The organism is Pseudoxanthomonas jiangsuensis, from assembly GCF_010093185.1.
Taxonomy (GTDB): Bacteria; Pseudomonadota; Gammaproteobacteria; order Xanthomonadales; family Xanthomonadaceae; genus Pseudoxanthomonas; species Pseudoxanthomonas jiangsuensis.
In genome coordinates this window covers 80,124-102,260 of the sequence record NZ_PDWL01000004.1, presented here as the reverse complement: position 1 = coordinate 102,260, position 22,137 = coordinate 80,124, and the positions used below count along the sequence as shown (strand labels likewise).

The following is a 22,137-nucleotide window of genomic DNA, read 5'->3' as shown; positions in this document are numbered from 1 at the left end:
CGCCGCCGCGCGGTTCAGAAGCCGCCGGCCAGGGTCAGGAACACGCCGTTGTCAGCCCCGCCCTTGCGCTCGGCCGTGGTCCGCGCGCCGAGGTCGGCCTGCAGGCCGAACACGCCGAAGCGCGCGCCCAGGACCACGGTGGCGAAGTCGTCGTCCTGGACCAGGCCGGGGACCGCGTACTCCAGGCCCGGCACCGTCTGCAGGCTGGCGCGGGCCTCGGCCGGGGCGTCCTCGAACTCGTGGTCCCAGGTCGCGCGCAGGTACGGGACGAAGTCGCCGGTGTCGAAGCTGGCCTGCCAGCCCAGGCTGCCGACCAGCGAATCCAGGTCCTGGTCCGGATAGGCCAACGCGCTGGAGGACAGGTTGCTCTCGGTCCAGCCGTCGACCCCGATCTTCTGCCACAGCAGGCCGGCGACCGGGCCATGGCGCAGCGCGCCTTCGCCGAAGCCGTAGCCGGCGGCCAGGCCCACGGCGGTGTTGTCGCCGTCGGTGGAGCCGGAGTGACGGCGCACCGCCGGGCCCATCACCACCTCGCGGTCGACGTCGATGTCCAGGCGGGTATAGCTGGCCTGGGCGTTGACCCAGGCCTTCTCGCCGTACCAGCCGAGGAAGCCGCCGATGGTGCTGTCGGCCTGGGTGAAGCCGCCGCGGCGCTGGCCGAAGTCGGCGTCCATCCGGCCATAGCCGAGGAAGCCGCCAGCCACCAGCCCGTTGCCGTCGGACCAGTCCACGCCGAACAGGCCGGACGGGGCCATGCCGTCGTAGAAGTCGCCGTGCTCGTAGCGCTGGCCGTCGCCGCGCACACCGCCCCACCAGCCCAGGCCGGCCCCGCGGCGGGCGCCGACGTGGTGGGCCACCTGCTCGGCGCGGCTGCGTCCGACCACCGCGGCGGAATGCGGGACCACCGCGGCCAGGCGCGGGCCCTCCAGCACCGACAGCGCATAGTCGGCCAGGATCGCGTGGGCGCCGCCGGAGGGATGCACGCCGTCGGCGAACAGGTAGGCGCTGGCGGCGTCCGCAGCCGCGTACGAGGTCGGGTTGCAGGTCAGCGAGCTGCCGCTGGGCGGCAGGCAGCCGGTCTGGGTGACGTTGCGGAAACCGTAGGTCGCCGGGCTGGCCACGATCTCGCGCAGCATGTTGAAGGTGTCCAGCGGGATCACCCGGTAGCCGGCCTGGGCCAGGGCGCCGTACATGGCGGTGTTGTAGCCGGAGGCCAGCTGGGTGAGCGCCGCCTGCCCCGCGGCGCCGGCGGCGATCGCGTTGGGGGTGATGCCCATGTCCGGCAGGTTCGGCACCAGGATGTAGCGGGCGCCGGCCGCATCCAGGGCGCCGACCGCCTGGACCACGCCGCCCACCGCGGTAGCGATGGTCGACTGCGCCGGCGCACCGGCGGCGACCGCGAAGATGTCGTTGGCGCCGGTCCAGACCGTGTACAGCGCGCCGGGATCGGCCTGGCCGCCGTTGGCCGCCAGGTAGCGGGTGATCTGGGACACGGTCGACTCGGCCGCGCCGTTCTGCACCGTCACCCGCGAGCCGCCCTGGGCGTAGTTCTCGCCGCCCTGGTTGTCGGTGGCGCCGTCGCCGCCGTAGTACCGGGCCAGGTACTCGGCCCAGACCAGCGACGGGTTGGTGGTGAACTTGCCGGTCACCGGGCGCACGGACTCGGGGAGCTGGTTCCGGAAGTGGCCCGAGTCGGTGAGGCTGTCGCCGAAGAACACGGTGCCGGAGTATTCGCCGGCCAGGGCCGGGGCGGCCGCGAGGGCCAGGGCGACGGCGAGCGCCGAGCGGAGCGGACGGGGGGCGGACATGGGGTCTCCTGTGCTGCCGAAAGGGCCGGCGCGCGCGAGGCGGCTCCGGCGGAAGGCGGGACGGACGGCGAGCGTACGGCCGCGTAGGGTTCACATGGTTCCACCGATGCCCGTCCGCATTCACGCTGCGCTGCGGCAAGCCGGCGCCCGGCGGTGCGACAATCGCGGCATGGAGATCGTCCTCAACGGGGAGCCGCGCCCGCTCGCGGCAGGCACCACCCTCACCGGCCTGCTGGAGGCCGAGGGCCTGGCCGGGCGCCGGGTGGCGGTGGAGGTCAACGGCGAGATCGTGCCGCGCGGCGCGCATCCGGCCCGGGTGCTGGATGCCGGCGACCGGGTCGAGATCGTGCACGCGCTGGGCGGGGGCTGACGCCGGCGTCACGTCTGCGACGGTGGTCTCGGCCGCCACCCGCGGGCCATAATCCCGCGATGAATACCGCCCCCACGCACGATCCGCTGGTCATCGCCGGCCGCAGTTTCCGTTCCCGCCTGCTCACCGGCACCGGCAAGTTCAAGGACCTGGACGAGACCGCCCGCGCCACCGAGGCGGCCGGCGCCGAAATCGTCACCGTCGCCATCCGCCGCAGCAACATCGGCCAGAACCCGGGCGAGCCCAACCTGCTCGACGTGCTGCCGCCGGAGCGCTACACCATCCTGCCCAACACCGCCGGCTGCTACACCGCCGAGGACGCGGTGCGCACCTGCCGGCTGGCGCGCGAGTTGCTCGACGGCCACACCCTGGTCAAGCTCGAGGTGCTGGGCGACCAGCGCACCCTGTACCCGGACGTGGTCCAGACCCTGAAGGCCGCCGAGCTGCTGGTGGCCGACGGCTTCGACGTGATGGTCTACACCAGCGACGACCCGATCCTGGCCCGCCAGCTGGAGCAGATCGGCTGCTGCGCGGTGATGCCGCTGGCCGCGCCGATCGGCTCGGGCCTGGGTATCCAGAACCGCTACACCCTGCTGGAGATCATCGAGAACGCCAAGGTCCCGGTGCTGGTCGACGCCGGCGTGGGCACCGCTTCGGACGCGGCCATCGCCATGGAACTGGGCTGCGACGGCGTGCTGATGAACACCGCCATCGCCGGCGCCAGGGATCCGGTGCTGATGGCCGGGGCGATGCGCAAGGCGGTCGAGGCCGGGCGCGAGGCGTTCCTGGCCGGGCGCATCCCGCGCAAGCGCTACGCCAGCGCGTCCTCGCCGGTGGACGGGCTCATCGGCTGAGTCCTGCGATGACCAATCCGTTCGAAAGCGAAGGCGCCAAGGCCCCGCCCAAGCCCTACACCCCGAGCGAAGGCCGGCGCGAGATCCGCAGCTTCGTCCTGCGTCAGGGCCGCTTCACCCCGGCCCAGCAGCGCGCGTTCGACGAGGCCTGGCCGCGCTTCGGCCTGGACTACACGGGCGTTCCGCGCGACCTCGACGCCACTTTCGGCCGGGGCGCGCCCAAGGTGCTGGAGATCGGCTTCGGCAACGGCGAGGCCCTGCGCTTCGCCGCCCGCCAGGATCCTGCGCGCGACTACATCGGCCTGGAAGTGCACGCCCCCGGCGTGGGCCGCCTGCTCAACGCCCTGGCCGCCGACGGCAGCGACCACGTGCGCGTCTACCACCACGATGCGGTGGAAGTGCTGCGGCAGGAAATCGCCGACGGCGCCCTGGACGAGATCCGGATCTACTTTCCCGACCCCTGGCACAAGAAGCGCCACAACAAGCGCCGCCTGGTCCAGCCGGAGTTCGCCGCGCTGCTGGTGCGCAAGCTGCGCCCCGGCGGCCGCCTGCACCTGGCCACCGACTGGGCGCCCTATGCCGAACACATGTGGGACGTGCTCGAGGCCACCGCCGGCCTGGCCAACCGCGCCGGCCCGCGCGGCCACGTGCCGCGCCCGGAATGGCGGCCGGAAACCCACTTCGAGCGCCGCGGGGTGAAGCTTGGCCACGGCGTCTGGGACCTGCTGTACGACCGCCTCGACGCGCCGGCGCTAGACTCGGACCGGACATGAACCCCGCCGCGGCCGCCGCCGGACCGATCCGCGCCGGCCGCTCCTCCACGCCCTAGGGACTGCGGCGCACGATGGAATCCGGACTGACCCTGACCAACGACATGCGCCTGGTGCTGGGCCTGGTCGGGTTCACGATGGCGATGTTCCTGTTCGAGCGCATCCGCGCCGACCTGGTCGCGCTGGTGGTGCTGGTGGTGCTGGGAGTGACCGGGCTGATCGCGCCGGAGGAGATCTTCAGCGGCTTCTCCGGCAACGCGGTGATGAGCATCATGGCGACCATGATCCTCGGCGCCGGCCTGGACCGCACCGGCGCCCTGAACCGGCTGGCGGCCTGGCTGCTGCGCCGCGGCCACGGCATCGAGCAAAGGCTGATGCTGATGACCACGGTCATCGCCGGCCTCAACTCCTCGTTCATGCAGAACCCGTCGGTGATGGCGCTGTACCTGCCGGTGGCTGCGCGCCTGTCCTCGCGCACCGGGCTGGCCCTGTCGCGGCTGCTGCTGCCCATCGCCGCGGCGATCGTGATGGGCGCGGCGCTGACCATGGTCGGCAACTCGCCGCTGATCCTGCTCAACGACCTGCTGGTGTCGGCCAACAACAACCTGCCCTCGGGCATGGCCACCCTGGAACCCCTGCCGATGTTCGCGCCGGCGCCGGTGGGCATCGTCCTGCTGGTCGCCTCCCTGCTGTACTTCCGCTTCTACGGCAACCGCAAGCTGGCGCAGAACGAGGGCGGCGGCGAGAACGTCACCCCGTCCAGCACCGAGGGCTACTTCGCCCGCACCTACGGCATCGACGGCGACGTCTACGAACTGGTGGTCAGCGCCGAGAGCCCGCTGGTGGGCATGACCGTGGCCGAGGCCGAGTCGCTGCACGATGCGCCGCTGCTGCTGGCGCTCAAGTCCGGCAACGACACCCGGCTGGCGCCGCCGGCGGACATGCGGATCTGGGTCGGCAGCGTGATCGGGGCGATGGGCCCGCGCCAGCAGGTGGCCGACTTCGCCCAGAACCAGTTCCTGCGCATGTCCTCGCGCCTGCGCAACCTGGGCGACCTGTTCAACCCGGCCCGCGCCGGCATCTCCGAGGCGGTGGTGCCGCCGACCTCGCGCTACATCGGCAAGAGCGCGCGCGAGCTGCGCCTGCGCCACCAGGCCGGGATCAGCCTGCTGGCGATCAACCGCGACAAGCAGGTGATCCGCGAGGACGTGCGCGCGGTGGCCCTGCGCGCCGGCGACATGCTGGTGTTCCACAGCATCTGGCAGGACTTGGCGCGCGCGGCCGAGAGCCGCGACTTCGCCGTGGTCACCGACTACCCCAAGGGCGAGCAGCGGCCGCACAAGTTCAAGATCGCGATGGGGATCTTCGCCTTCACCATCGCGGTGGCGCTGTTCGCGCGGCTGCCGGTGGCGCTGACCCTGATGACCGGGGTGGCCGGGATGCTGCTGGCCGGGGTGCTGAAGATGGACGAGGCCTACGCGGCGATCAACTGGAAGACGGTGTTCCTCACCGCCTGCCTGATCCCTTTGGGCTGGGCGATGGACAGCAGCGGCACCGCGGCCTGGATCGCCGGCAACACCCTCGACAAGCTGCCGCAGGGCACCCCACCCTGGGTGCTGGAGATCGTGGTCGCGCTGCTGACCACCGCGTTCTCGCTGGTGATCAGCCACGTCGGCGCGACCATCGTGATGGTGCCCATCGCCATCAACCTGGCCCTGGCGGTGGGCGGCGACCCGACCGCATTCGCTTTGGTCACCGCGCTGTCGGCCTCCAACAACCTGATGACGGCCTCCAACCCGATCATCTCGATGATCACCGGCCCGGCCGGCTACACCTCGCGGCTGATGTGGCGGGTGGGCGGGCCCTTGTCGCTGATCTATGCGGTGGTCGCGGTGGGCGTGGTCAACCTGATGTTCTGGGGCCGCTGAGCCGCCAGCCCCTGCACAGGATCAGGCCAGCCAGACCTGGCCGTCGCGCACTTCCACCGCCACCGGGCGCAGGGCGTCGCCGCGGCAGGGGCCGGACACGCACTGCCCGCCCTCCAGTTCGAACGCGGCGCCGTGCGCGGCGCAGACCAGGTGGCCCTCGCGGCTCTTGAGGAACTGGCCCGGCGCCCAGTCCAGGCGCCGGCCGGCATGCGGGCAGACGTTCAGCCAGGCACGCACCGCCATGCCCTGCCGGTACACCACCAGCGATTCGGCGTCGCCATCCAGCACGGCTTCGACCTCGGCCAAAGCGCCTTCGGCCAGCGCGTCCAGGCTGACCAGTGGCTCCCGGTTTAACGAACTCATCACAACCCCGCCCGGCATCCGGCCGATACTGCCGGCCACCCGCCATTCTGGCACGGCAGCACATCATGCAATTCCGCGCGTTCCGCTTCGATACCACCGTCCTCAACGCCCTGTTCTCGCCGCGCAAGCCGCGCACGCCGCTGCTGCGCGTGGCCCTGGGCCTGGTCGGGCTGGCATTGCTGGCCGTGCTGGTGTTCTTCAGCGTGTTCGTGGGCGCGGCGATGATCGCCGCCGGCCTGGCGTGGAAGCTGCTGCGCGGCCGCCAGGCGCGCGCCGCCGCTTCCGGCCGCGTGGTCGATGCCGAGTACCGGGTTTTGCGCAAGCCGGTGCTGCCCTCGCACTGAAATCTGCCGCCGCTCGCGGGCGGCCACGCACGCCTCCGCGGGTAGACTGTCGGCCCCCCCACCCGCCGGGCCGGCCATGAGCGATACGCGTCCCACCGATGTCATCCCCGCCCCGGCCGTGCCGCGCATTCCCGTGCGTGGCGGCGGCACCTTCCCGGTGCGCCGGATCTACTGCGTCGGCCGCAACTTCGCCGACCACGCCCGCGAGATGGGTGCCAGCGCCCCGGCATCGAAGGCCGAGCGCGGCACCCCGGTGTTCTTCATGAAGCCGGCGGACGCGGTCGTCACTACCGGGACCGTGCCCTATCCGCCGGCCACCGCCGACCTGCACCACGAGGTCGAGCTGGTTGTGGCGATCGGCTTCGACGCGCCATCCGGGGTGCTGCCGCCGGAACAGGCACTGGCGCTGGTGTTCGGCTACACCGTGGGCCTGGACCTGACCCGGCGCGATCTGCAGGCCGCCGCCAAGGCCAAGGGCCTGCCCTGGGACACCGCCAAGGGCTTCGACCATTCCGCGCCGGTGGCCGAGCTGGTGCCGGCCGCCGACGCCGGCGAACTGCGCCCACGCAGGCTGTCGCTGCAGGTGAACGGCCAGTTGCGCCAGCAGGCGCCCTTGTCGGACCTGATCTGGGACGTGGCCGAGATCCTGCACGAGCTGTCCAAGCTGTACGCCTTGCGCGCCGGCGACCTGGTGTTCATGGGCACCCCGGCCGGCGTGGCCGCGCTGCGACCCGGCGACCGTTTCGAAGCCGATCTCGAAGGCGTGGCCACCCTGCGCGGCCAGGTCGCGGCATGATCGGCAGGCGCCGGCTTCCGGGTTAGGCTACAAGCCCCGCGTGCCGCCACGGCACCCGACAACGACAAGGAGACTGCGATGGGCATGATCAGCGAGTTCAAGGAATTCGCCATGCGCGGCAATGTCATCGACCTCGCCGTGGGCGTGGTGATCGGCGCTGCGTTCGGCAAGATCGTCACCGCCCTGGTGGACAAGGTGATCATGCCGCCGATCGGCCTGCTGGTCGGTGGGGTGGACTTCTCCAAGTGGGCCTGGACGCTGAAGGAAGCCACGGTCGATGCCGCCGGCAACGCGGTGCCGGCGGTGGTGATCGGCATCGGCGAATTCCTCAACACCGTGATCCAGTTCGTGATCGTGGCCTTCGCCATCTTCCTGCTGGTCAAGGTGGTCAACCGCCTGGCGCGGAAGAAGGAGGAGGCCCCGGCCGCACCGGCCGCGCCCTCGGAAGAAGTCGTGCTGCTGCGCGAGATCCGCGACTCGCTCAAGCGCTGAAGCCGAAGCCCGCCGCGCGCCGTGACCAAGCGCACGGGGATGGCGGGCGCCGCTTTGCTAGGCTCGGCGGCTCACCTTCGTCCGGAGTCCGCATGCGCACCGCACTGCTCGCCGTCGCCCTTTCCGCCGCCCTGCTCGCCGCTGCGCCCGCATATGCGGCCGAGACCCGGATTCCGGAGCGTTCGCTGCAGCAGGCGGCGCAGCTGCGCGAGCGCGCCCTGGCCGACGACACCGGCTGGAAGATCGTCGAATCGCTGACCACCGAAGTCGGCCCGCGCCTGGCCGGCAGCGAGGCCGACGCACGCGCGGTGGCCTGGGCCCAGGCCAAGTTCCGCGAACTGGGCTTCGACAAGGTCTGGACCGAGCCGGTCACCTTCCCCAAGTGGGAGCGGCGCGGCGAACAGGCCGCGGTGGTCGGCGCCCATGCCCAGCCTCTGGCGATCACCGCGCTGGGCGGCAGCCCGGGCGGCACGGTCGAGGCGCCGGTGGTGCGCTTCGCCGACCTGGCCGCGCTGGAGGCCGCGCCGGAAGGTTCGCTGGCCGGCCGGATCGCCTTCGTCGATTTCCAGATGCAGGCCGCGCGCGACGGCCGAGGCTACCGCGAGGGCGGCGCGATCCGCGCCAAGGGCCCGTCGCTGGCGGTCCGCAAGGGCGCGGCGGGCTTCCTGATGCGCTCGGCCGGCACCGACAACCACCGCGTGCCGCATACCGGCATCACCCGCTTCGATGAGGGCCTGGTGCCGGTGCCCTCGGCCGCGCTGAGCATCCCCGACGCCGACCAGCTCGCGCGCCTGGCCGCGCGTGGGCCGGTGACGGTGAAGCTGGCGCTGGACTGCGGCTGGGACGGCCAGTACACCTCGCACAACGTGATCGGCGAGGTCACCGGGCGCAGCCTGCCGAAGGAGGTGGTGGTGATCGGCGGCCACCTCGATTCCTGGGACCTGGGCACCGGCGCGGTGGACGACGCCGCCGGCGTCGGCATCACCATGGCAGCCGCGCGCCTGGTCGCGCAGCTGCCGCGGCGCCCGGCGCGCAGCATCCGGGTGATCGCCTGGGCCAACGAGGAGCAGGGCCTGCTCGGCGGCAAGGCCTACGCCGAGGCGCACGCCGCCGACGCCGGCCGCCACCAGCTGGCCGCCGAGAGCGACTTCGGCGCCGGCCGGATCTACGCCTTCAACACCGGCGCGCCGGAACACGCGCGCGCGGCGACCGAGCAGATCGCGCAGGCGTTGGCGCCGCTGGGAATCGAGTACGCGCCCGACAAGGGCAGTGCCGGCCCGGACGTCGGCCCGCTGGTGGCCAAGGGCGTGACCTGGGCCTGGCTGGCGCAGGACGGCAGCGACTACTTCCACCTGCACCACACCGCCGACGACACCCTGGATAAGATCGACCCGGCGGCGCTGGCGCAGAACGTGGCCGCGTACGCGGTGTTCGCGTACCTGGCGGCGGATGCGGAGGGCGATTTCGGCAGCGGGGCGAAGGCGGCGGCGCCGTAGGAGCCGGCTCCGCCATGGCTTGAGTCGTCGACGATCATCCTCCCGCGGTGGAAGCGGCTATGCCGGATGCGTCGCCCAGCTATTCCAGACACTGCGCGGACAAGCGGTTACCCTCCGGCGGGTTTGATCCTGGAGGGGAATCGATGCGTCGTATCGTCATGCCTTGGCTCATGCTCGGTGCCTTGCTGCCGTCCGGGGCGGTCCATGCCGCGGACCTGCCGCCGCTGGAGCTGCGCTCGCCGGACGGCCGCTCCGTCGCGACCGTGTCGCTGGACGGCGACGGCCGCGCGCGCTACGCCGTCAGCCGCGACGGCCAGGCGGTGCTGCTGCCTTCGCCGCTGGGCGTGCAGCTGGGCGAGGACGAGCGCATCGAACGCGGCCTGCGCCTGGCCGGCCATCGCTACGACGAGCACGACTCCAGGTATGAACTCGTCGCCGGCAAGACCCGCCAGGTGCGCGATCACTACCGCCAGCTCGAGATCGAACTGGCCGACGACAAGGGCCGCACCCTCGGCCTGGTCCTGCGCGCCTACGACGACGGCATCGCCTTCCGCTACCGCCTGCCTGTGCCGGCCACCGGCGACCTGCTGGTGAAGGAGGACCTCACCGGCTTCCTGTTCCCGCGCGACTACGCCTGCCATGCGCTCAACCTCGGCCGCTTCGGCACCAGCCACGAGGGCGAGTACGACCCGATCGCCGCCTCGCGGCTGCGCCCGCACCACCTGATCGAACTGCCGCTGGTCTGCGCCACCGGCCAGGGCGCGACCACCTTCGCCATCGCCGAGGCCGACCTGGACCGCTACGCCGGCCTCTACCTCACCGGCCGCGGCGACGGCGAGCTGGGCGTGGAGGCCAAGCTGTCGCCGCGCCTGGACACCCCGCAGCTGGCCGTGCGCCTGTCGCGCGACCAGGTCGCCGCCGCGGGCCACCTCACCCCGTGGCGGGTGCTGATGCTGGGCGACAGTCCCGGCGCCCTGGTCGAGTCGAACCTGATCTCCAGCCTGAACCCGCCCACCGCGATCGCCGACACCTCGTGGATCCGCCCGGGCAAGACCGCCTGGGACTGGTGGTCCGGCGGCCTGGCCGCGGACGTGCAGGACGCCGGCATGAACACCGCCACCATCCGCCGCTACATCGACCACGCCGCGGCGCTCAAGCTCGAATACATGCTGATCGACGACGGCTGGTACGTCGGCAGTACCGGCAACGGCCGCTACAACGAAGGCGCCGACATCACCCGCCCGATCCCGCAGCTGGACCTGCCGGCGCTGATCGAATACGGCCGCCGGCGCGGGGTCGGCATCTGGGTGTGGGCGCACTGGAAGGCGCTGGCGCCGCGGATGGACGCGGTGTTCGCGCAGTACGCCGGGATGGGGATCAAGGGCGTCAAGGTCGACTTCATGGACCGCGACGACCAGGAGATGGTGGAGTTCTTCCACGCGATGATGCGCAGTTCGGCGCGGCACCGGCTGATGCTCAACCTGCACGGCGCCTATCGCCCGACCGGGCTCAACCGCACCTGGCCGCAATACCTGACCCAGGAGGGCGTGCTCGGCGCGGAGAACAGCAAGTGGAGCCGGCGGATCACCCCGGGCCACAACCTCACCCTGCCCTTCACCCGGATGCTGCTGGGTCCGATGGACTACACCCCGGGCGGCTTCCGCAATGCCTTGCCGCGGGATTTCGAGGTGTCCTTCCTCGGCCCGCAGGTGATGGGCACCCGCGCCCACCAGCTGGCGATGTTCGTGGTCTACGACAGTCCTTTGCAGATGGTGGCCGACAGCCCCGAGGTGTACGTCGAGCCGGCCGCGCCGGTAGCGGCGCAGGCCGAGGGCCGCCCGCGGCAGGTCGTGGCCGCCGAGCTCCACGCGCTCGCGCCGGGCGCCGACTTCATCTCGATCGTGCCGGCGAGCTGGGACGAGACCCGGGTGCTGGCCGGCGAGATCGGCCGCTACATCGTGGTCGCGCGGCGCAGCGGCCGCGACTGGTACATCGGCGCGATGGGCGACGAGGAAGCGCGCACGCTGGAGCTGGACCTGGACTTCCTGCCGGCGGCCGACTATCGCGCCACCCTGTGGCGCGATGGCGACAGCGCCACCGACGTGCGCCGCGAGTCGCGCCGGATCGACGCCGGCCATCGCAGGATCACCCTGGAACTGGCCGCCGGCGGCGGTGGCGCGGTGCTGCACCTGGCCGTGCCCGCCCCACGCGTCGCCGGTTCTGCCTTGTAGGAGCCGGTCTTGCCGGCGACCGTGGAGGCGGACGCATCAATGGCACCCGGTTTCACGCAGACGCATCCGCCATGGTGGTCGCCGGCAAGACCGGCTCCTACACGGCCCGGCGCGCGGCCCACTGCGCCAGGAACACCGCGGTGGCCGCGGCCACGTTGAGGCTCTCCACCGCGCCGCTGCCCGGGATCGACAGCCGCGCATCGCAGGCCGCGGCCAGCGCCGCGTCCATGCCCTCGCCTTCGGCGCCCATCACGTAGACCAGCCGCGCCGGCAAGGGCGCGGCGAACAGATCCTCGCCATCGCGGACCACGGTGGCGGCCAGGCCGAAGCCGGCCGCGCGCAGCTGCGCCAGCGCCGCGCCGCTTTCCGGCAGGCGCACCAGCGGCACCGCCTCGGCGCCGCCCTCGGCCACCCGCGCCGCCGCGCCCGACAGGGCCAACGGCGAACCGGCCGGCAGCAGCACCGCCGCGCCGAAGTGCGCGGCCGAGCGCAGGATCGCGCCGAAGTTGTGCGGATTGCCGACGCCGTCCAGCCAGATCGCCAGCGTGGGCGCGGCGGCCGGCGAAGCCGCCAGCCAGTCGGCCAGCGGCGCGGGCTCGACCTTCAACACATCGGCGACCACGCCTTCATGGTGGGCGCTGGCGGCCAGCCGTTCCAGGTCGGCCTCGTCCACCACCCGGTAGCCGACCCGGTGCTGCACGCACCAGGCCAGCAAGGACCTGAGCGCGTGGATCCGCGACTGCAGCAGGTACAGCTTGCGGATCGCCTGCGGCCGGCGGGCGAACACCGCCTGCACCGCGTTCAGGCCGTACAGCCGCACTTCGTCGCGGTGCGCCGGGCGCGCCGGCGCGGCGTCCGCCTGGGTCGCACCGGGCGTCGTATCGCGGTCGCGGCCGCGGTCCTGGCCCCGCTCGCCCTCGCGCCCCCGGTACGGCGATGCCGGGCCGCGCTCGGCGGCGGACGGCCGCGGCCGGCTTTCGCCGGCCGGATCCGCTCGCCGGGCATCCCCGCGCGGCCCGGACGCCGCCTCCGGGCGCGGTCGTCCACGCGGGGGTGCGCCGTCGCGCGGCGGACGCGGACCGCGATCCCAGGGACCGGCCACGTCAGCGCTTCTTCCAGAAGCCGGCGTTGCGGATGCCCAGCGCGTCGGGGTCGAAGCTCGGGTCCAGGCCCAGCTTCTTCTGCCGCTCGTAGTCGCGCAGGGCCAGCAACGCCGGCTTCTGCAGGATCAGGATGGCGACGATGTTCAGCCAGGCCATCAGGCCCACGCCGATGTCGCCCAGGGTCCAGGCCATGGCCGCGTTGTGGTAGGCGCCGAACACCACCATGGCGACGATGCCCAGGCGCAGCAGAAGGGTCGCCAGCGGATGGGTGCGGCGGGTGCCGGCGACGTAGGTCAGGTTGGTCTCGGCCATGTAGTAATAGGCCATGATCGTGGTGAAGGCGAAGAAGAACAGCGCCAGCGCCACGAAGCCCGCGCCCCAGCCCGGCAGCACCGATTCGACCGCGGCCTGGGTGAACTGCGCGCCCTCGGAGGGCTGCACCCCGGGCACGCCGGTGAACACCGCCACCAGGGTTTCCTTGCCACCCTCCTTGACCACCTGGAAGGTGTTGTACATGCCCGTGGACAGCAGCAGGAAGGCGGTGGAGGTGCACACCAGCATGGTGTCGAAGTAGATCGCGAACGCCTGCACATACCCCTGCTTGGCCGGATGCGAGACCTCGGCGGCCGCGGCCGCGTGCGGGCCGGTGCCCTGGCCGGCCTCGTTGGCATAGACGCCGCGCTTGACCCCCCAGGCGATGGCCTGGCCGAGGATCGCGCCGAACGCCGCGTGCGCGCCGAAGGCGCTGGAGAAGATGTCGGCGAACATCCCCGGCACCTTCTCCGCGTTGAACACCATCACCAGCACCGCCATCAGGATGAAGGCCAGCGCCATGAACGGCACCACCACCTCGGCGAAGGTGGCGATGCGCTTGATCCCGCCGAAGATAATCAGCGCCAGCAAGGCGGCCACGACGATCCCGATCCACAGCTTCAGCGCGCCCGCGCCGCCGGCCGCCGCGCACAGGCCGGCGTCGCCGCCGCACAGGACGTTGCTGGCGCTGTCGGCGATGGCGTTGGCCTGCACGCCCGGCAGCAGCAAGCCGGTGGCCACGATGGTGGCGACCGCGAACACCAGCGCGTACCACTTCAGGCCCATGGCCTTCTCGATGTAGTAGGCCGGGCCGCCGCGGTAGCGGCCTTCGGCATCCTTCTCCTTGTAGATCTGCGCCAGGGTGCTCTCGATGTACGAGGTCGAGGCGCCGAGGAAGCCCATCACCCACATCCAGAACACCGCGCCCGGCCCGCCGTAGGCGATCGCGGTGGCCACGCCGGCGATGTTGCCGATGCCCATGCGCCCGGCCATGGAGATCGCCAGGGCCTGGAACGAGGACACGCCGGCCTCGGACTTCTGCCCGGTGACGGTGAGCCGGCACATCTCGACGAAGCCGCGCACCTGCATGAAACGGGTGCGGAAGGAGAACCACAGGCCGGCACCCAGGCACAGCGCGATCAGCGCGTTGCTCCAGATGATGCCGTTCAACCAGGCAAGAAAGGCTTCCACGGGGACGGGTCTCCGACCGTTGATGGTGCGCGGATGGGAATGCGGCATGCGCCGCGAGTGCGGGAAAGATAACCGCAACCCCGCCCGCCGCGCAGGGTCAGCGCTCCACCCGGCCGGTCGCCGGCCAGACCCGTGCGAACAGGCGCAGGTCGTGCAGGCCGTCGGCCTTGCGCACCGCCGACCGGCGCAGGCCTTCCTCCACGAAGCCGTTCTTCGCCAATACCCGTGCCGAGGCGGGATTGGTGTCCAGGACCTCGGCCGCGATCCGCTCCAGCTCCAGGGCCGGCACCGCCCAGTCCAGGCAGCGGGCGACCACCCGGGTCATCCAGCCGTGGCCCCAATGCGCCCGGCCCAGCCAGTAGCCCAGCTCGGCCGAATGCGCGCGCTCGCCGGTGCCGCGGCGCAGGCCGATGCCGCCACAGGCCTCGCCCGCGATCTCGATCGCCAGGGCCTGGGAGAGGTCCACCACCTTGCCGGCGAGAAAGGCCTCGCCGTCGGCGCGCGTGTACGGATGCGGGAAGCGGTCGCTGAGCCCGCGCGGGACCTGCGGATCGTCCGCATGGCGCAGCAGTGCGTCCAGGTCTCCGGGACGCCACGGCCTCAGGACGAAGCCGTCGCCGGCCAGGAACAGGCCCGGATCGCTTCCCGCCTCCTCAGCCATGGCCGCCCACCGGCGGCGTCTCCGCCTCCAGCCGCTCGAGCTCGTGCGCCACCGCATCGGGCGAGCGGGTGTAGGGTGCCAGCAGGGCGTAGAACGCCGGGACCACGAACAACGACAGCAAAGTGGAGAAGGCCACGCCGAACACGATCACCACGCCGATCGCCTCGCGGCTGGCCGCGCCGGCGCCGCTGGACAGCATCAGCGGCACCGCGCCGCAGATCATCGCCACCGAGGTCATCAGGATCGGACGCATGCGCACCGCCGAAGCCTCGACGATCGCCTCGACCACCTGCCGGCCCTCGTCGCGCAGCTGGTTGGCGAACTCCACGATCAGGATGCCGTGCTTGGCCGCCAAGCCCACCAGCATGACGATGCCGATCTGGCTGTAGAGGTTCAGGCTCACGCCCCAGATCGCCAGACCCAGCAGCGCGCCGAGCATGGCCAGCGGCACCGTCAGCATGATCACCAGCGGATGCAGGAAGCTCTCGAACTGCGCCGCCAGCACCAGGAACACCACCAGCAGGGCCATGCCGAAGGTAAAGAACACCGCGCCGCTGGAGCGCACGTACTCGCGCGACTCGCCCTTGTAGTCGAACTGCGCCTCCGGCGGCAGTTCCTCGGCGGCGATCGTGCGCAGGTACTCCAGCGCCTCGCCCACGGTGTAACCCGGCGCCAGGCCGGCGCTGAGGGTGACCGCGCGCATGCGGTTGAAGCGGCTCAGGGTGCTGGCCTCGGCGTGTTCGCTGGTCCTGACCAGGTTGGACAGCGGGATCAGCTGCTCGCTGGTGGTGGAGCGCACGTACAGGCCGGAGACGTCGCCGAGGTTGCGCCGGCTTTCCAGCGGCGCCTGCAGGATCACGTAGTACTCCTCACCGTCCATCTCGAAGGTGCCCGCGCGCAGCGAGCCGAGCATGGTCTGCAGGGTGCTGCCGATGGCCTGCACCGGAACGCCCAGGTCGGCGGCACGGGCCTTGTCGATCTCGACCCGGATCTGCGGCAGGGTTTCCTTGTAGTCCGAGTCGATGTTGACCAGGCGCGGGTTGCCCTCCATCCGCAACAGCATGCGGTCGCGCCACTGCGCCAGGGTCTCGTAGGTCGGTCCGCGCAGGACGAACTGCACCGGGCGGCCGAAGCCGCGCACCAGGCCCTGGCGCACCTCGGTGCTCAGGCGCACGCCGGGGATGTCGGCCAGCTTGCGGCGCACCTCCTCCATCACTTCCTGGGTGCTCTGCGTGCGCTCTTCCCACGGCTTGAGGAACACGGTGGAGCGGCCGCTGTTCATGCTCGCGCCCTGGCCGCCGAAGCCGCCGGGCACGCGGATGATCACCCGCGACAGCGGACCTTCGTCGCCGGCGTAGGCCAGCAGGCGCTTCTCGATCTCGGTCATCTGCACGACCATGTAGTCGAAGCCGGCGCCTTCCGGACCCGTCACCGTGATGTTGAAGTCGCCGCGGTCCTCGGCCGGCGCCAGTTCCGAAGGCACCAGCCGGTACAGCAGGCCGCTGGCCACGAAGGTGATGAGCATAGCCGCCACCAGCAGCCAGCCGCGGCCGATCACCCGTGCCACCAGGCCGCGGTAGCGGCGGGTCAGCGCATCCAGGCGGCGGTCGACCCAGTCGTTGAAGCCGCGGCGGTGCGCATGCGGCCGCAGCAGCAGCGAGCACATCATCGGGGTCAGGGTCAGGGCGACGAAGCCGGAGATCGCCACCGCGCCGGCCACCGCCACCGCCAGCTCGCGGAACAGCCGGCCGGTATTGCCCTCCATGAAGGCGATCGGCAGGAACACCGCGATCAGCACCACGGTGGTGGCGATCACCGCGAACGCCACCTGCGCGGTGCCGCGCCGCGCCGCCAGCAAAGGCGGTTCGCCCAGGTCGACCCGGCGCTGGCAGTTCTCCAGGACCACGATCGCGTCGTCCACCACCAGGCCGATGGACAGGACCAGCGACAGCAGGGTCAGCTGGTTGATTGAAAAGCCGCTGGCGTACAGGGCCATGAACGCGGCGGTCACGCACACCGGCACGGTCACCGCCGGGATCAGCGCCGCGCGCACGCTGCCCAGGAACACGAACACCACCAGCAGCACCAGCACGATCGCCTCGGCCAGGGTCTTGTAGACCTCGTGCACGGCCGCGTCGGTGAACACCGTGGAATCGTAGGCCACGGTGATCTTCATGCCCTCGGGCAGGGTCGGCGCGATCCGCCCGACCAGCGCGCGCACGTTCTGCGCCACCTCCAGCGAGTTGGCGGTGGAGGTGGCGACGATGCCCAGGCCGATCTGCGGCACGCCGTTGCCGTGGTAGAACGCGCGGCGCTCCTCCGAGTCCAGCTGCACCCGGGCCACTTCGCCCAGGGTCACCACGTGGCCGTCCTCGCCCTTGCCGACCACCAGGCCGGCGAAATCGGCCGGTTCGCGGTAGCCGCGCATCACCCGCAGGGCGAACTCGCGGTCCTTCGATTCGATGCTGCCGCCGGGCAGTTCCACGTTCTGCCGCAGCAGGGCGTCGCGCACGTCGTCGGCGGTCAGCCCGCGCGCGCTCAACGCCCTGGCGTCCAGCCACACCCGCATCGCGTAGCGCTGGCCGCCGCCGATGTTCACCGAGGACACGCCGTCGATCGAGGAGAACTGGTCGACCAGGTTGCGGTCGGCGTAGTCCGTCAGCTGCTGCATGCTCGACCCGGCATCGCTCAGGTTGAGGAACATGATCGGCGAGGAGTCGCTGTCCTGCTTGGACACCCGCGGCGGGTCCACGTCCTCGGGCAGGCGGTTGGCGACCCGGCTGATCGCGTCGCGCACGTCGTTGGCCGCGCCCTCGATGTCGCGGGTCAGGGTGAACTCGATGTTGATGTCCGAGCGGCCGTTGCGGCTGGAGGCGGTGATCACGTCCACGCCCTCGATGCCGCTGATCGCGTCCTCCAGCACCTGGGTGATGCGGCTCTCGACCACCGCGGCCGAGGCGCCGATGTAGGTGGTGTCGACCGAGACCACCGGCGGATCGACGTCGGGCAGTTCGCGCAGGGGCAGGCGGGTGAACGAGACCATGCCGAGCACGATCAGGATCAGCGACATCACCGTGGCGAACACGGGGCGCTTGATCGACAGGTCGGACAGCCGCATGGCTCAGCGCTCCGGGCCGGCGGCGTCTTCGCCGGTGGCGTCGGCCTGGGGGCCGGACGCCTCCGGCCGCGACCCTTCCGCCGCCGCGCCGAGGTCCCTGATCTTCGCCCCGTCGCGCAGCTTGACCGTGCCCTCGACCACGATCCGGTCGCCGGCCTTCAGCCCGGACACGATCTCGACCTCGCCGAACCGGCGCGCACCGGTCTGCACGGGCACTTCCCTGACCGTGGCCCCGTCGGCCTCCACCCGGAACACGCTGGAACGCGCGCCGTTCTGCTGCAGGGCCAGCTCGGGGATGGCCAGGGCCTCGCGCGCGGCGCGCTCGATCCCGACCTCCAGCAGCATGCCCGGGCGCAGCCGGCCGTCCGGGTTGGGGACCTCGGCGCGCACGGTGACCGCGCGCGAGCCCGGATCCACCCGCGAGTCGATCGTGGCGATGGCGCCGGCGAAGGTCTCGCCCGGCCAGGCCTCGCTGCGCGCCACGATCCGCTGGCCGGGACGCAGCAGGGACAGCTGTGCCTCGGGCACGGTGAAGTCCAGCTTGATCGTGGAGACGTCGTCCAGGGTGGTGATCGGCGTGCCCGGGGCGACCAGCGAGCCGGCGCTGACCAGGCGCAGGCCGAGCACCCCGGCGAACGGGCTGCGGATGGTGCGGTCGGCGACCGTGGCCCTCTGCGTGGCCACCCGCGCGCGCGCGGCCTCCAGCGCGGCGCGCTGGGTGTCCAGCGACGCACGCGCGATCAGTTGCTGCTCGGCCAGGCGGCGGTTGCGCTCGTACAGCTGCTCGGCATCGCGCAGTCCGGCCTCGGCCTCGGCCACGCCGGCGGCCTGCTGGCCCTGCACCAGGGTGACCAGCGGCTGGCCCTTCTCCACGTATTGGCCGCTGTCGAACTCGACCGAGGCGATGGTCTGAGTGACGCTGGCGGTGATGGTCACAGATTCGCGCGCGTGGGCCGTGCCCAGCGCCTTCAGCTCGTCGGCCCAGCGCACCGTCTGCAGCCGCTGGGTGGTGACCGTGGCCGGCGCCTGCTCATGACCGGCGTCGGCATCGTCGCGCCCGCAGGCGGACAGCAGGAAGACGGACAGCAGGAAGACGAGCGCGCCCGGCCAGGGGCCGCGCGGCAAAGCGGTGTTGCGCATGCGGAAGTCCGATCCTGAACGGGCCGAGTGTAGCGACTTCGCATGAACGTTCGAGTGCGCCTTCCGGTGCACATGACCTATGGCATATCACCACTTGTCATGTGCACCGCCGGCCTGCGCCGGGTGCGCCTCACAGCCAGGAGGTGCCGCCGGCGCTCCAGTCCAGTTCCAGCGCCTCCAGCACCTGCGCCACCAGCGCCTCGGGCGCGGCGGTGGCGTCCAGATGGACCTCCGGCTGCTCCGGCGCTTCGTAGGGCGAATCGATTCCGGTGAAGTTGGGGATCAGGCCGGCGCGGGCCTTGCGGTACAGGCCCTTCACGTCGCGCGCCTCGGCCACCGCCAGTGGCACGTCGACGAACACTTCCAGGAACTCGCCCGGCTCGAAGCGCTCGCGCGCCAGCTGGCGCTCGGCCCTGAACGGGGAGATGAAGCTGACCAGCACGATCAGCCCGGCGTCGGCCATCAGCCGCGCCACCTCGGCCACCCGGCGGATGTTCTCCACCCGGTCCTCGTCGGTGAAGCCCAGGTCGCGGTTGAGGCCGTGGCGGACGTTGTCGCCGTCCAGGACGAAGGTGTGGTAGCCCAGCGCATGCAGGCGCTTGTCCACCAGGTTGGCGACGGTGGATTTGCCGGCGCCGGACAGGCCGGTGAACCACAGCACCTTCGGCACCTGGCCCTTGATCCGCGCGCGGGCGCGCTTGTCCACGTCGATGTGCTGCCAGTGCACGTTGTCGGCGCGGCGCAGGGCGAAGTCCAGGGTGCCGGCGGCGACGGTGTCGTTGTTCTGGCGGTCGATCAGGATGAAGCCGCCGAGCGCGCGGTTCTCGGCGTACGCGGCGAAGGCGATGGGTTCTTCCAGGCTGAGGTTGCAGTAGCCGACCTCGTTCAGCTCCAGGCGCTTGGCGGCCAGGTGCTCCTGGGTGTTCACGTCCACCCGGTGCTTGATCTCGCTGACGCTGGCGGCCACGGTGCGGGCGCCGATCTTCAGCCAGTACGGCCGGCCCGGCAGCAGCGGCGCGTCGCTCATCCACAGCACGTGGGCGGCGAACTGGTCGGCCACCGCGGGCGGATCGCCGGCGGCGGCGATCACGTCGCCGCGGCTGATGTCGATCTCGTCGGCCAGGGTCAGGGTCACCGCCTGGCCGGCGAAGGCCCGCTCGACCGGGCCGTCCGGGCCCAGCACCTGGGCCACGGTCGAGCGCCGCGCCGAAGGCAGCACCACCACCGCGTCGCCCGGCGCGACCTCGCCGCCGGCAATGGTGCCGGCGAAGCCGCGGAACTCGGAGTTGGGCCGGTTGACCCACTGCACCGGCAGGCGCAGGCCGCCGCCGGCGTCGCCGCCTTCCAGCTGCACCGTCTCCAGGTGCTCGAGCAGGGCCGGGCCGCGGTACCACGGGGTGTTGGCCGAACCATGCAGCAGGTTGTCGCCTTCCAGCGCCGACAACGGGATCACCTGGACATGCGCTATGCCCAATTGCGCGGCCAGCGCGCGGTAGCCGTCGGCGATCGCGTCGAAGGTGGCCTGGTCGTAGCCGACCAGGTCCATCTTGTTCACCGCCAGGACCACGTGGCGGATGCCCAGCAAAGAGACGATGTAGCTGTGCCGGCGGGTCTGCGCCAGCAGGCCCTTCCGCGCGTCCACCAGGACCACGGCCAGGTCGGCGGTGGAGGCGCCAGTGGCCATGTTGCGGGTGTACTGCTCGTGGCCGGGGCAGTCGGCGACGATGAACTTGCGCTTGTCGGTGTCGAAGTAGCGGTAGGCCACGTCGATGGTGATGCCCTGCTCGCGCTCGGCGGCCAGGCCATCCAGCAGCAGCGCGTAGTCGATCCGCTCGCCCTGGGTGCCGTGGCGGCGCGAATCGGCCTCCAGCGCGGCCAGCTGGTCGTCGAACAGGCGCTTGCTCTCCCACAGCAGGCGCCCGATCAGGGTGCTCTTGCCGTCGTCGACGCTGCCGCAGGTGATGAAGCGCAGCAGCGGCTTGTCCTCGTGCTGGCGAAGATAGGCGCCTATGGCACCATCTTCGCCGTGATTGGTGATTGGTGATTGGTGATTCGAAAAGGCGGCATTCCTCGCAGCCGGCCCCTGCTTTTCCGAATCACCAATCACGAATGACGAATCACCGCTCTTCATCAGAAATACCCCTCCAGCTTCTTCTTCTCCATCGACGCGGTCGGGTCGTGGTCGATCACCCGGCCCTGGCGCTCGGAACTGGTGGCCACCAGCATCTCGGCGATGATCTTCTCCAGGGTGTCGGCCTGCGACTCGATCGCGCCGGTCAGCGGGTAGCAGCCCAGGGTGCGGAAACGGACCTTCCTCAGCTGCGGCACCTCGCCCGGCTTCAGCGGCAGGCGCTCGTCGTCGACCATGATCAGGGCGCCGTCGCGCTCGACGACAGGCCTTTCGGCGGCTAGGTACAGCGGCACCACCGGGATCTTCTCGCGGTAGATGTAGAGCCACACGTCCAGCTCGGTCCAGTTCGAGATCGGGAACGCGCGCACGCTCTCGCCCTTGCGGATGCGGGCGTTGTACAGGTTCCACAGCTCCGGGCGCTGGCGCTTGGGATCCCAGCGGTGGTGCTCGTTGCGGAACGAGAACACCCGCTCCTTGGCCCGCGACTTCTCCTCGTCGCGCCGCGCGCCGCCGATGGCCGCGTCGAACTGCCACTTGTCCAGCGCCTGCTTCAGGCCCTGGGTCTTCATCACGTCGGTGTGGACGGTGGCGCCGTGGCTGACCGGGCCGATGTCCTGGGCGATGCCGTCGGGATTGATGTGGACCCGCAGCTCCACCCCGGTATCGGCGGCGCGCTGGTCGCGGAAGGCGATCATCTCGCGGAACTTCCAGCGCGTGTCCACGTGCAGCAAAGGGATCGGCGGCACCGCCGGGGCGAAGGCCTTGAGCAGCAGGTGCAGCAGCACCGAGCTGTCCTTGCCGACCGAGTACAGCATCACCGGGTTGCGGAACTCGGCGGCGACCTCCCGCAGGATGTGGATGCTCTCCGCCTCCAGGCGGTCGAGGTGGGACAGGCGTTGGGCGAGGCTCATCGGGTGCGCGGCGAAGGGCGGGAAGGGAGGGAAGGAGACCGGACCGGCGGAACGCCCGGCAGGCCTTTCCTAAAGCAGAACACCATACGGCCCCGCAGGTACGCAGGTCCGGGCGATT

The 22,137-nt window shown here is 71.4% G+C and carries 18 protein-coding genes; 9 read left to right on the top strand and 9 right to left on the bottom strand.

What is annotated here, in order from left to right; genetic code table 11:
• Positions 1–14: 14 nt before the first annotated feature.
• On the bottom strand, positions 15–1,808 hold the full coding sequence (locus tag CSC62_RS04020) for an autotransporter outer membrane beta-barrel domain-containing protein (protein WP_162404884.1): 1,794 nt from the start codon (positions 1,806–1,808) through the stop codon (positions 15–17).
• A 169-nt stretch (positions 1,809–1,977) separates the two neighbouring features.
• Between CSC62_RS04020 and thiS the strand changes: the two genes are divergently transcribed.
• From thiS to CSC62_RS04000, 4 genes are all read left to right on the top strand, one after another.
• Positions 1,978–2,178 carry a sulfur carrier protein ThiS gene (gene thiS / locus CSC62_RS04015; RefSeq protein ID WP_162404883.1) on the top strand — a complete coding sequence of 67 codons (201 nt, stop codon included), beginning with the start codon at positions 1,978–1,980 and terminating at the stop codon, positions 2,176–2,178.
• 59 nt (positions 2,179–2,237) lie between these two features.
• Positions 2,238–3,032 carry a thiazole synthase gene (locus CSC62_RS04010; protein WP_162404882.1) on the top strand — a complete coding sequence of 265 codons (795 nt, stop codon included), beginning with the start codon at positions 2,238–2,240 and terminating at the stop codon, positions 3,030–3,032.
• A gap of 8 nt (positions 3,033–3,040) precedes the next feature.
• Positions 3,041–3,805, top strand: coding sequence for a tRNA (guanosine(46)-N7)-methyltransferase TrmB (gene trmB / locus CSC62_RS04005; protein ID WP_162404881.1), 765 nt, complete (start codon positions 3,041–3,043; stop codon positions 3,803–3,805).
• 71 nt (positions 3,806–3,876) lie between these two features.
• Positions 3,877–5,730: an SLC13 family permease gene (locus CSC62_RS04000; RefSeq protein ID WP_162404880.1), complete on the top strand. Its 1,854-nt coding sequence runs from the start codon at positions 3,877–3,879 to the stop codon at positions 5,728–5,730.
• A 21-nt stretch (positions 5,731–5,751) separates the two neighbouring features.
• On the opposite strand, the gene CSC62_RS03995 is transcribed toward CSC62_RS04000, so the two are convergent.
• Entirely contained in the window at positions 5,752–6,093 is a 342-nt protein-coding gene (locus CSC62_RS03995) for a Rieske (2Fe-2S) protein (protein ID WP_162404879.1), read from the bottom strand.
• A gap of 65 nt (positions 6,094–6,158) precedes the next feature.
• Here CSC62_RS03995 and CSC62_RS03990 point away from each other — a divergent pair, with 65 nt between their 5' ends.
• The 5 genes from CSC62_RS03990 to CSC62_RS03970 all read left to right on the top strand — a co-directional run bounded on the left by CSC62_RS03990 (position 6,159) and on the right by CSC62_RS03970 (position 11,452).
• Positions 6,159–6,437, top strand: coding sequence for a hypothetical protein (locus CSC62_RS03990; protein ID WP_162404878.1), 279 nt, complete (start codon positions 6,159–6,161; stop codon positions 6,435–6,437).
• A 76-nt stretch (positions 6,438–6,513) separates the two neighbouring features.
• Entirely contained in the window at positions 6,514–7,233 is a 720-nt protein-coding gene (locus tag CSC62_RS03985) for a fumarylacetoacetate hydrolase family protein (RefSeq protein WP_162404877.1), read from the top strand.
• Between the two features lie 78 nt (positions 7,234–7,311).
• Positions 7,312–7,725: a large-conductance mechanosensitive channel protein MscL gene (mscL, locus tag CSC62_RS03980; protein WP_162404876.1), complete on the top strand. Its 414-nt coding sequence runs from the start codon at positions 7,312–7,314 to the stop codon at positions 7,723–7,725.
• A gap of 92 nt (positions 7,726–7,817) precedes the next feature.
• Positions 7,818–9,221 carry a M28 family peptidase gene (locus tag CSC62_RS03975; protein ID WP_162404875.1) on the top strand — a complete coding sequence of 468 codons (1,404 nt, stop codon included), beginning with the start codon at positions 7,818–7,820 and terminating at the stop codon, positions 9,219–9,221.
• Between the two features lie 143 nt (positions 9,222–9,364).
• The gene (locus CSC62_RS03970) at positions 9,365–11,452 is read left to right on the top strand and encodes a glycoside hydrolase family 97 N-terminal domain-containing protein (RefSeq protein WP_162404874.1); all 2,088 of its coding nucleotides are present in this window, start codon (positions 9,365–9,367) and stop codon (positions 11,450–11,452) included.
• A 97-nt stretch (positions 11,453–11,549) separates the two neighbouring features.
• Here CSC62_RS03970 and CSC62_RS03965 read toward each other — a convergent pair whose 3' ends face one another.
• The 7 genes from CSC62_RS03965 to cysD all read right to left on the bottom strand — a co-directional run bounded on the left by CSC62_RS03965 (position 11,550) and on the right by cysD (position 22,019).
• Positions 11,550–12,554, bottom strand: coding sequence for a TrmH family RNA methyltransferase (locus CSC62_RS03965; protein ID WP_162404873.1), 1,005 nt, complete (start codon positions 12,552–12,554; stop codon positions 11,550–11,552).
• A 1-nt stretch (position 12,555) separates the two neighbouring features.
• Positions 12,556–14,058 carry an alanine/glycine:cation symporter family protein gene (locus tag CSC62_RS03960; RefSeq protein ID WP_162404872.1) on the bottom strand — a complete coding sequence of 501 codons (1,503 nt, stop codon included), beginning with the start codon at positions 14,056–14,058 and terminating at the stop codon, positions 12,556–12,558.
• Between the two features lie 97 nt (positions 14,059–14,155).
• Positions 14,156–14,719 (bottom strand): GNAT family N-acetyltransferase, encoded by a 564-nt coding sequence (locus CSC62_RS03955; protein WP_162404871.1) that lies wholly within the window; start codon positions 14,717–14,719, stop codon positions 14,156–14,158.
• The gene (locus tag CSC62_RS03950) at positions 14,712–17,837 is read right to left on the bottom strand and encodes an efflux RND transporter permease subunit (protein WP_162404870.1); all 3,126 of its coding nucleotides are present in this window, start codon (positions 17,835–17,837) and stop codon (positions 14,712–14,714) included. The genes CSC62_RS03955 and CSC62_RS03950 overlap by 8 nt, the downstream gene beginning before the upstream one ends.
• Positions 17,838–17,840: 3 nt before the next feature.
• Positions 17,841–18,977 carry an efflux RND transporter periplasmic adaptor subunit gene (locus CSC62_RS03945; RefSeq protein ID WP_162404869.1) on the bottom strand — a complete coding sequence of 379 codons (1,137 nt, stop codon included), beginning with the start codon at positions 18,975–18,977 and terminating at the stop codon, positions 17,841–17,843.
• A 130-nt stretch (positions 18,978–19,107) separates the two neighbouring features.
• Entirely contained in the window at positions 19,108–21,108 is a 2,001-nt protein-coding gene (cysN, locus tag CSC62_RS03940; RefSeq protein WP_162404868.1) for a sulfate adenylyltransferase subunit CysN, read from the bottom strand.
• Entirely contained in the window at positions 21,108–22,019 is a 912-nt protein-coding gene (cysD, locus tag CSC62_RS03935; protein WP_162404867.1) for a sulfate adenylyltransferase subunit CysD, read from the bottom strand. Before cysD ends, cysN begins: the two co-directional genes overlap by 1 nt.
• Positions 22,020–22,137: the final 118 nt, after the last annotated feature.

Excerpts from the sequence above, each read along its gene's own strand:
- cysD (WP_162404867.1), bottom strand. The coding sequence starts at position 22,019 with ATGAGCCTCGCCCAACGCCTGTCCCACCTCGACCGCCTGGAGGCGGAG.
- CSC62_RS04000 (WP_162404880.1), top strand. The coding sequence starts at position 3,877 with ATGGAATCCGGACTGACCCTGACCAACGACATGCGCCTGGTGCTGGGC.
- mscL (WP_162404876.1), top strand. The coding sequence starts at position 7,312 with ATGGGCATGATCAGCGAGTTCAAGGAATTCGCCATGCGCGGCAATGTC.
- cysN (WP_162404868.1), bottom strand. The coding sequence starts at position 21,108 with ATGAAGAGCGGTGATTCGTCATTCGTGATTGGTGATTCGGAAAAGCAG.
- CSC62_RS03950 (WP_162404870.1), bottom strand. The coding sequence starts at position 17,837 with ATGCGGCTGTCCGACCTGTCGATCAAGCGCCCCGTGTTCGCCACGGTG.
- CSC62_RS03945 (WP_162404869.1), bottom strand. The coding sequence starts at position 18,977 with ATGCGCAACACCGCTTTGCCGCGCGGCCCCTGGCCGGGCGCGCTCGTC.
- CSC62_RS03955 (WP_162404871.1), bottom strand. The coding sequence starts at position 14,719 with ATGGCTGAGGAGGCGGGAAGCGATCCGGGCCTGTTCCTGGCCGGCGAC.
- CSC62_RS03975 (WP_162404875.1), top strand. The coding sequence starts at position 7,818 with ATGCGCACCGCACTGCTCGCCGTCGCCCTTTCCGCCGCCCTGCTCGCC.
- CSC62_RS03990 (WP_162404878.1), top strand. The coding sequence starts at position 6,159 with ATGCAATTCCGCGCGTTCCGCTTCGATACCACCGTCCTCAACGCCCTG.
- thiS (WP_162404883.1), top strand. The coding sequence starts at position 1,978 with ATGGAGATCGTCCTCAACGGGGAGCCGCGCCCGCTCGCGGCAGGCACC.
- CSC62_RS03985 (WP_162404877.1), top strand. The coding sequence starts at position 6,514 with ATGAGCGATACGCGTCCCACCGATGTCATCCCCGCCCCGGCCGTGCCG.
- trmB (WP_162404881.1), top strand. The coding sequence starts at position 3,041 with ATGACCAATCCGTTCGAAAGCGAAGGCGCCAAGGCCCCGCCCAAGCCC.
- CSC62_RS03995 (WP_162404879.1), bottom strand. The coding sequence starts at position 6,093 with ATGAGTTCGTTAAACCGGGAGCCACTGGTCAGCCTGGACGCGCTGGCC.
- CSC62_RS04020 (WP_162404884.1), bottom strand. The coding sequence starts at position 1,808 with ATGTCCGCCCCCCGTCCGCTCCGCTCGGCGCTCGCCGTCGCCCTGGCC.
- CSC62_RS03970 (WP_162404874.1), top strand. The coding sequence starts at position 9,365 with ATGCGTCGTATCGTCATGCCTTGGCTCATGCTCGGTGCCTTGCTGCCG.
- CSC62_RS04010 (WP_162404882.1), top strand. The coding sequence starts at position 2,238 with ATGAATACCGCCCCCACGCACGATCCGCTGGTCATCGCCGGCCGCAGT.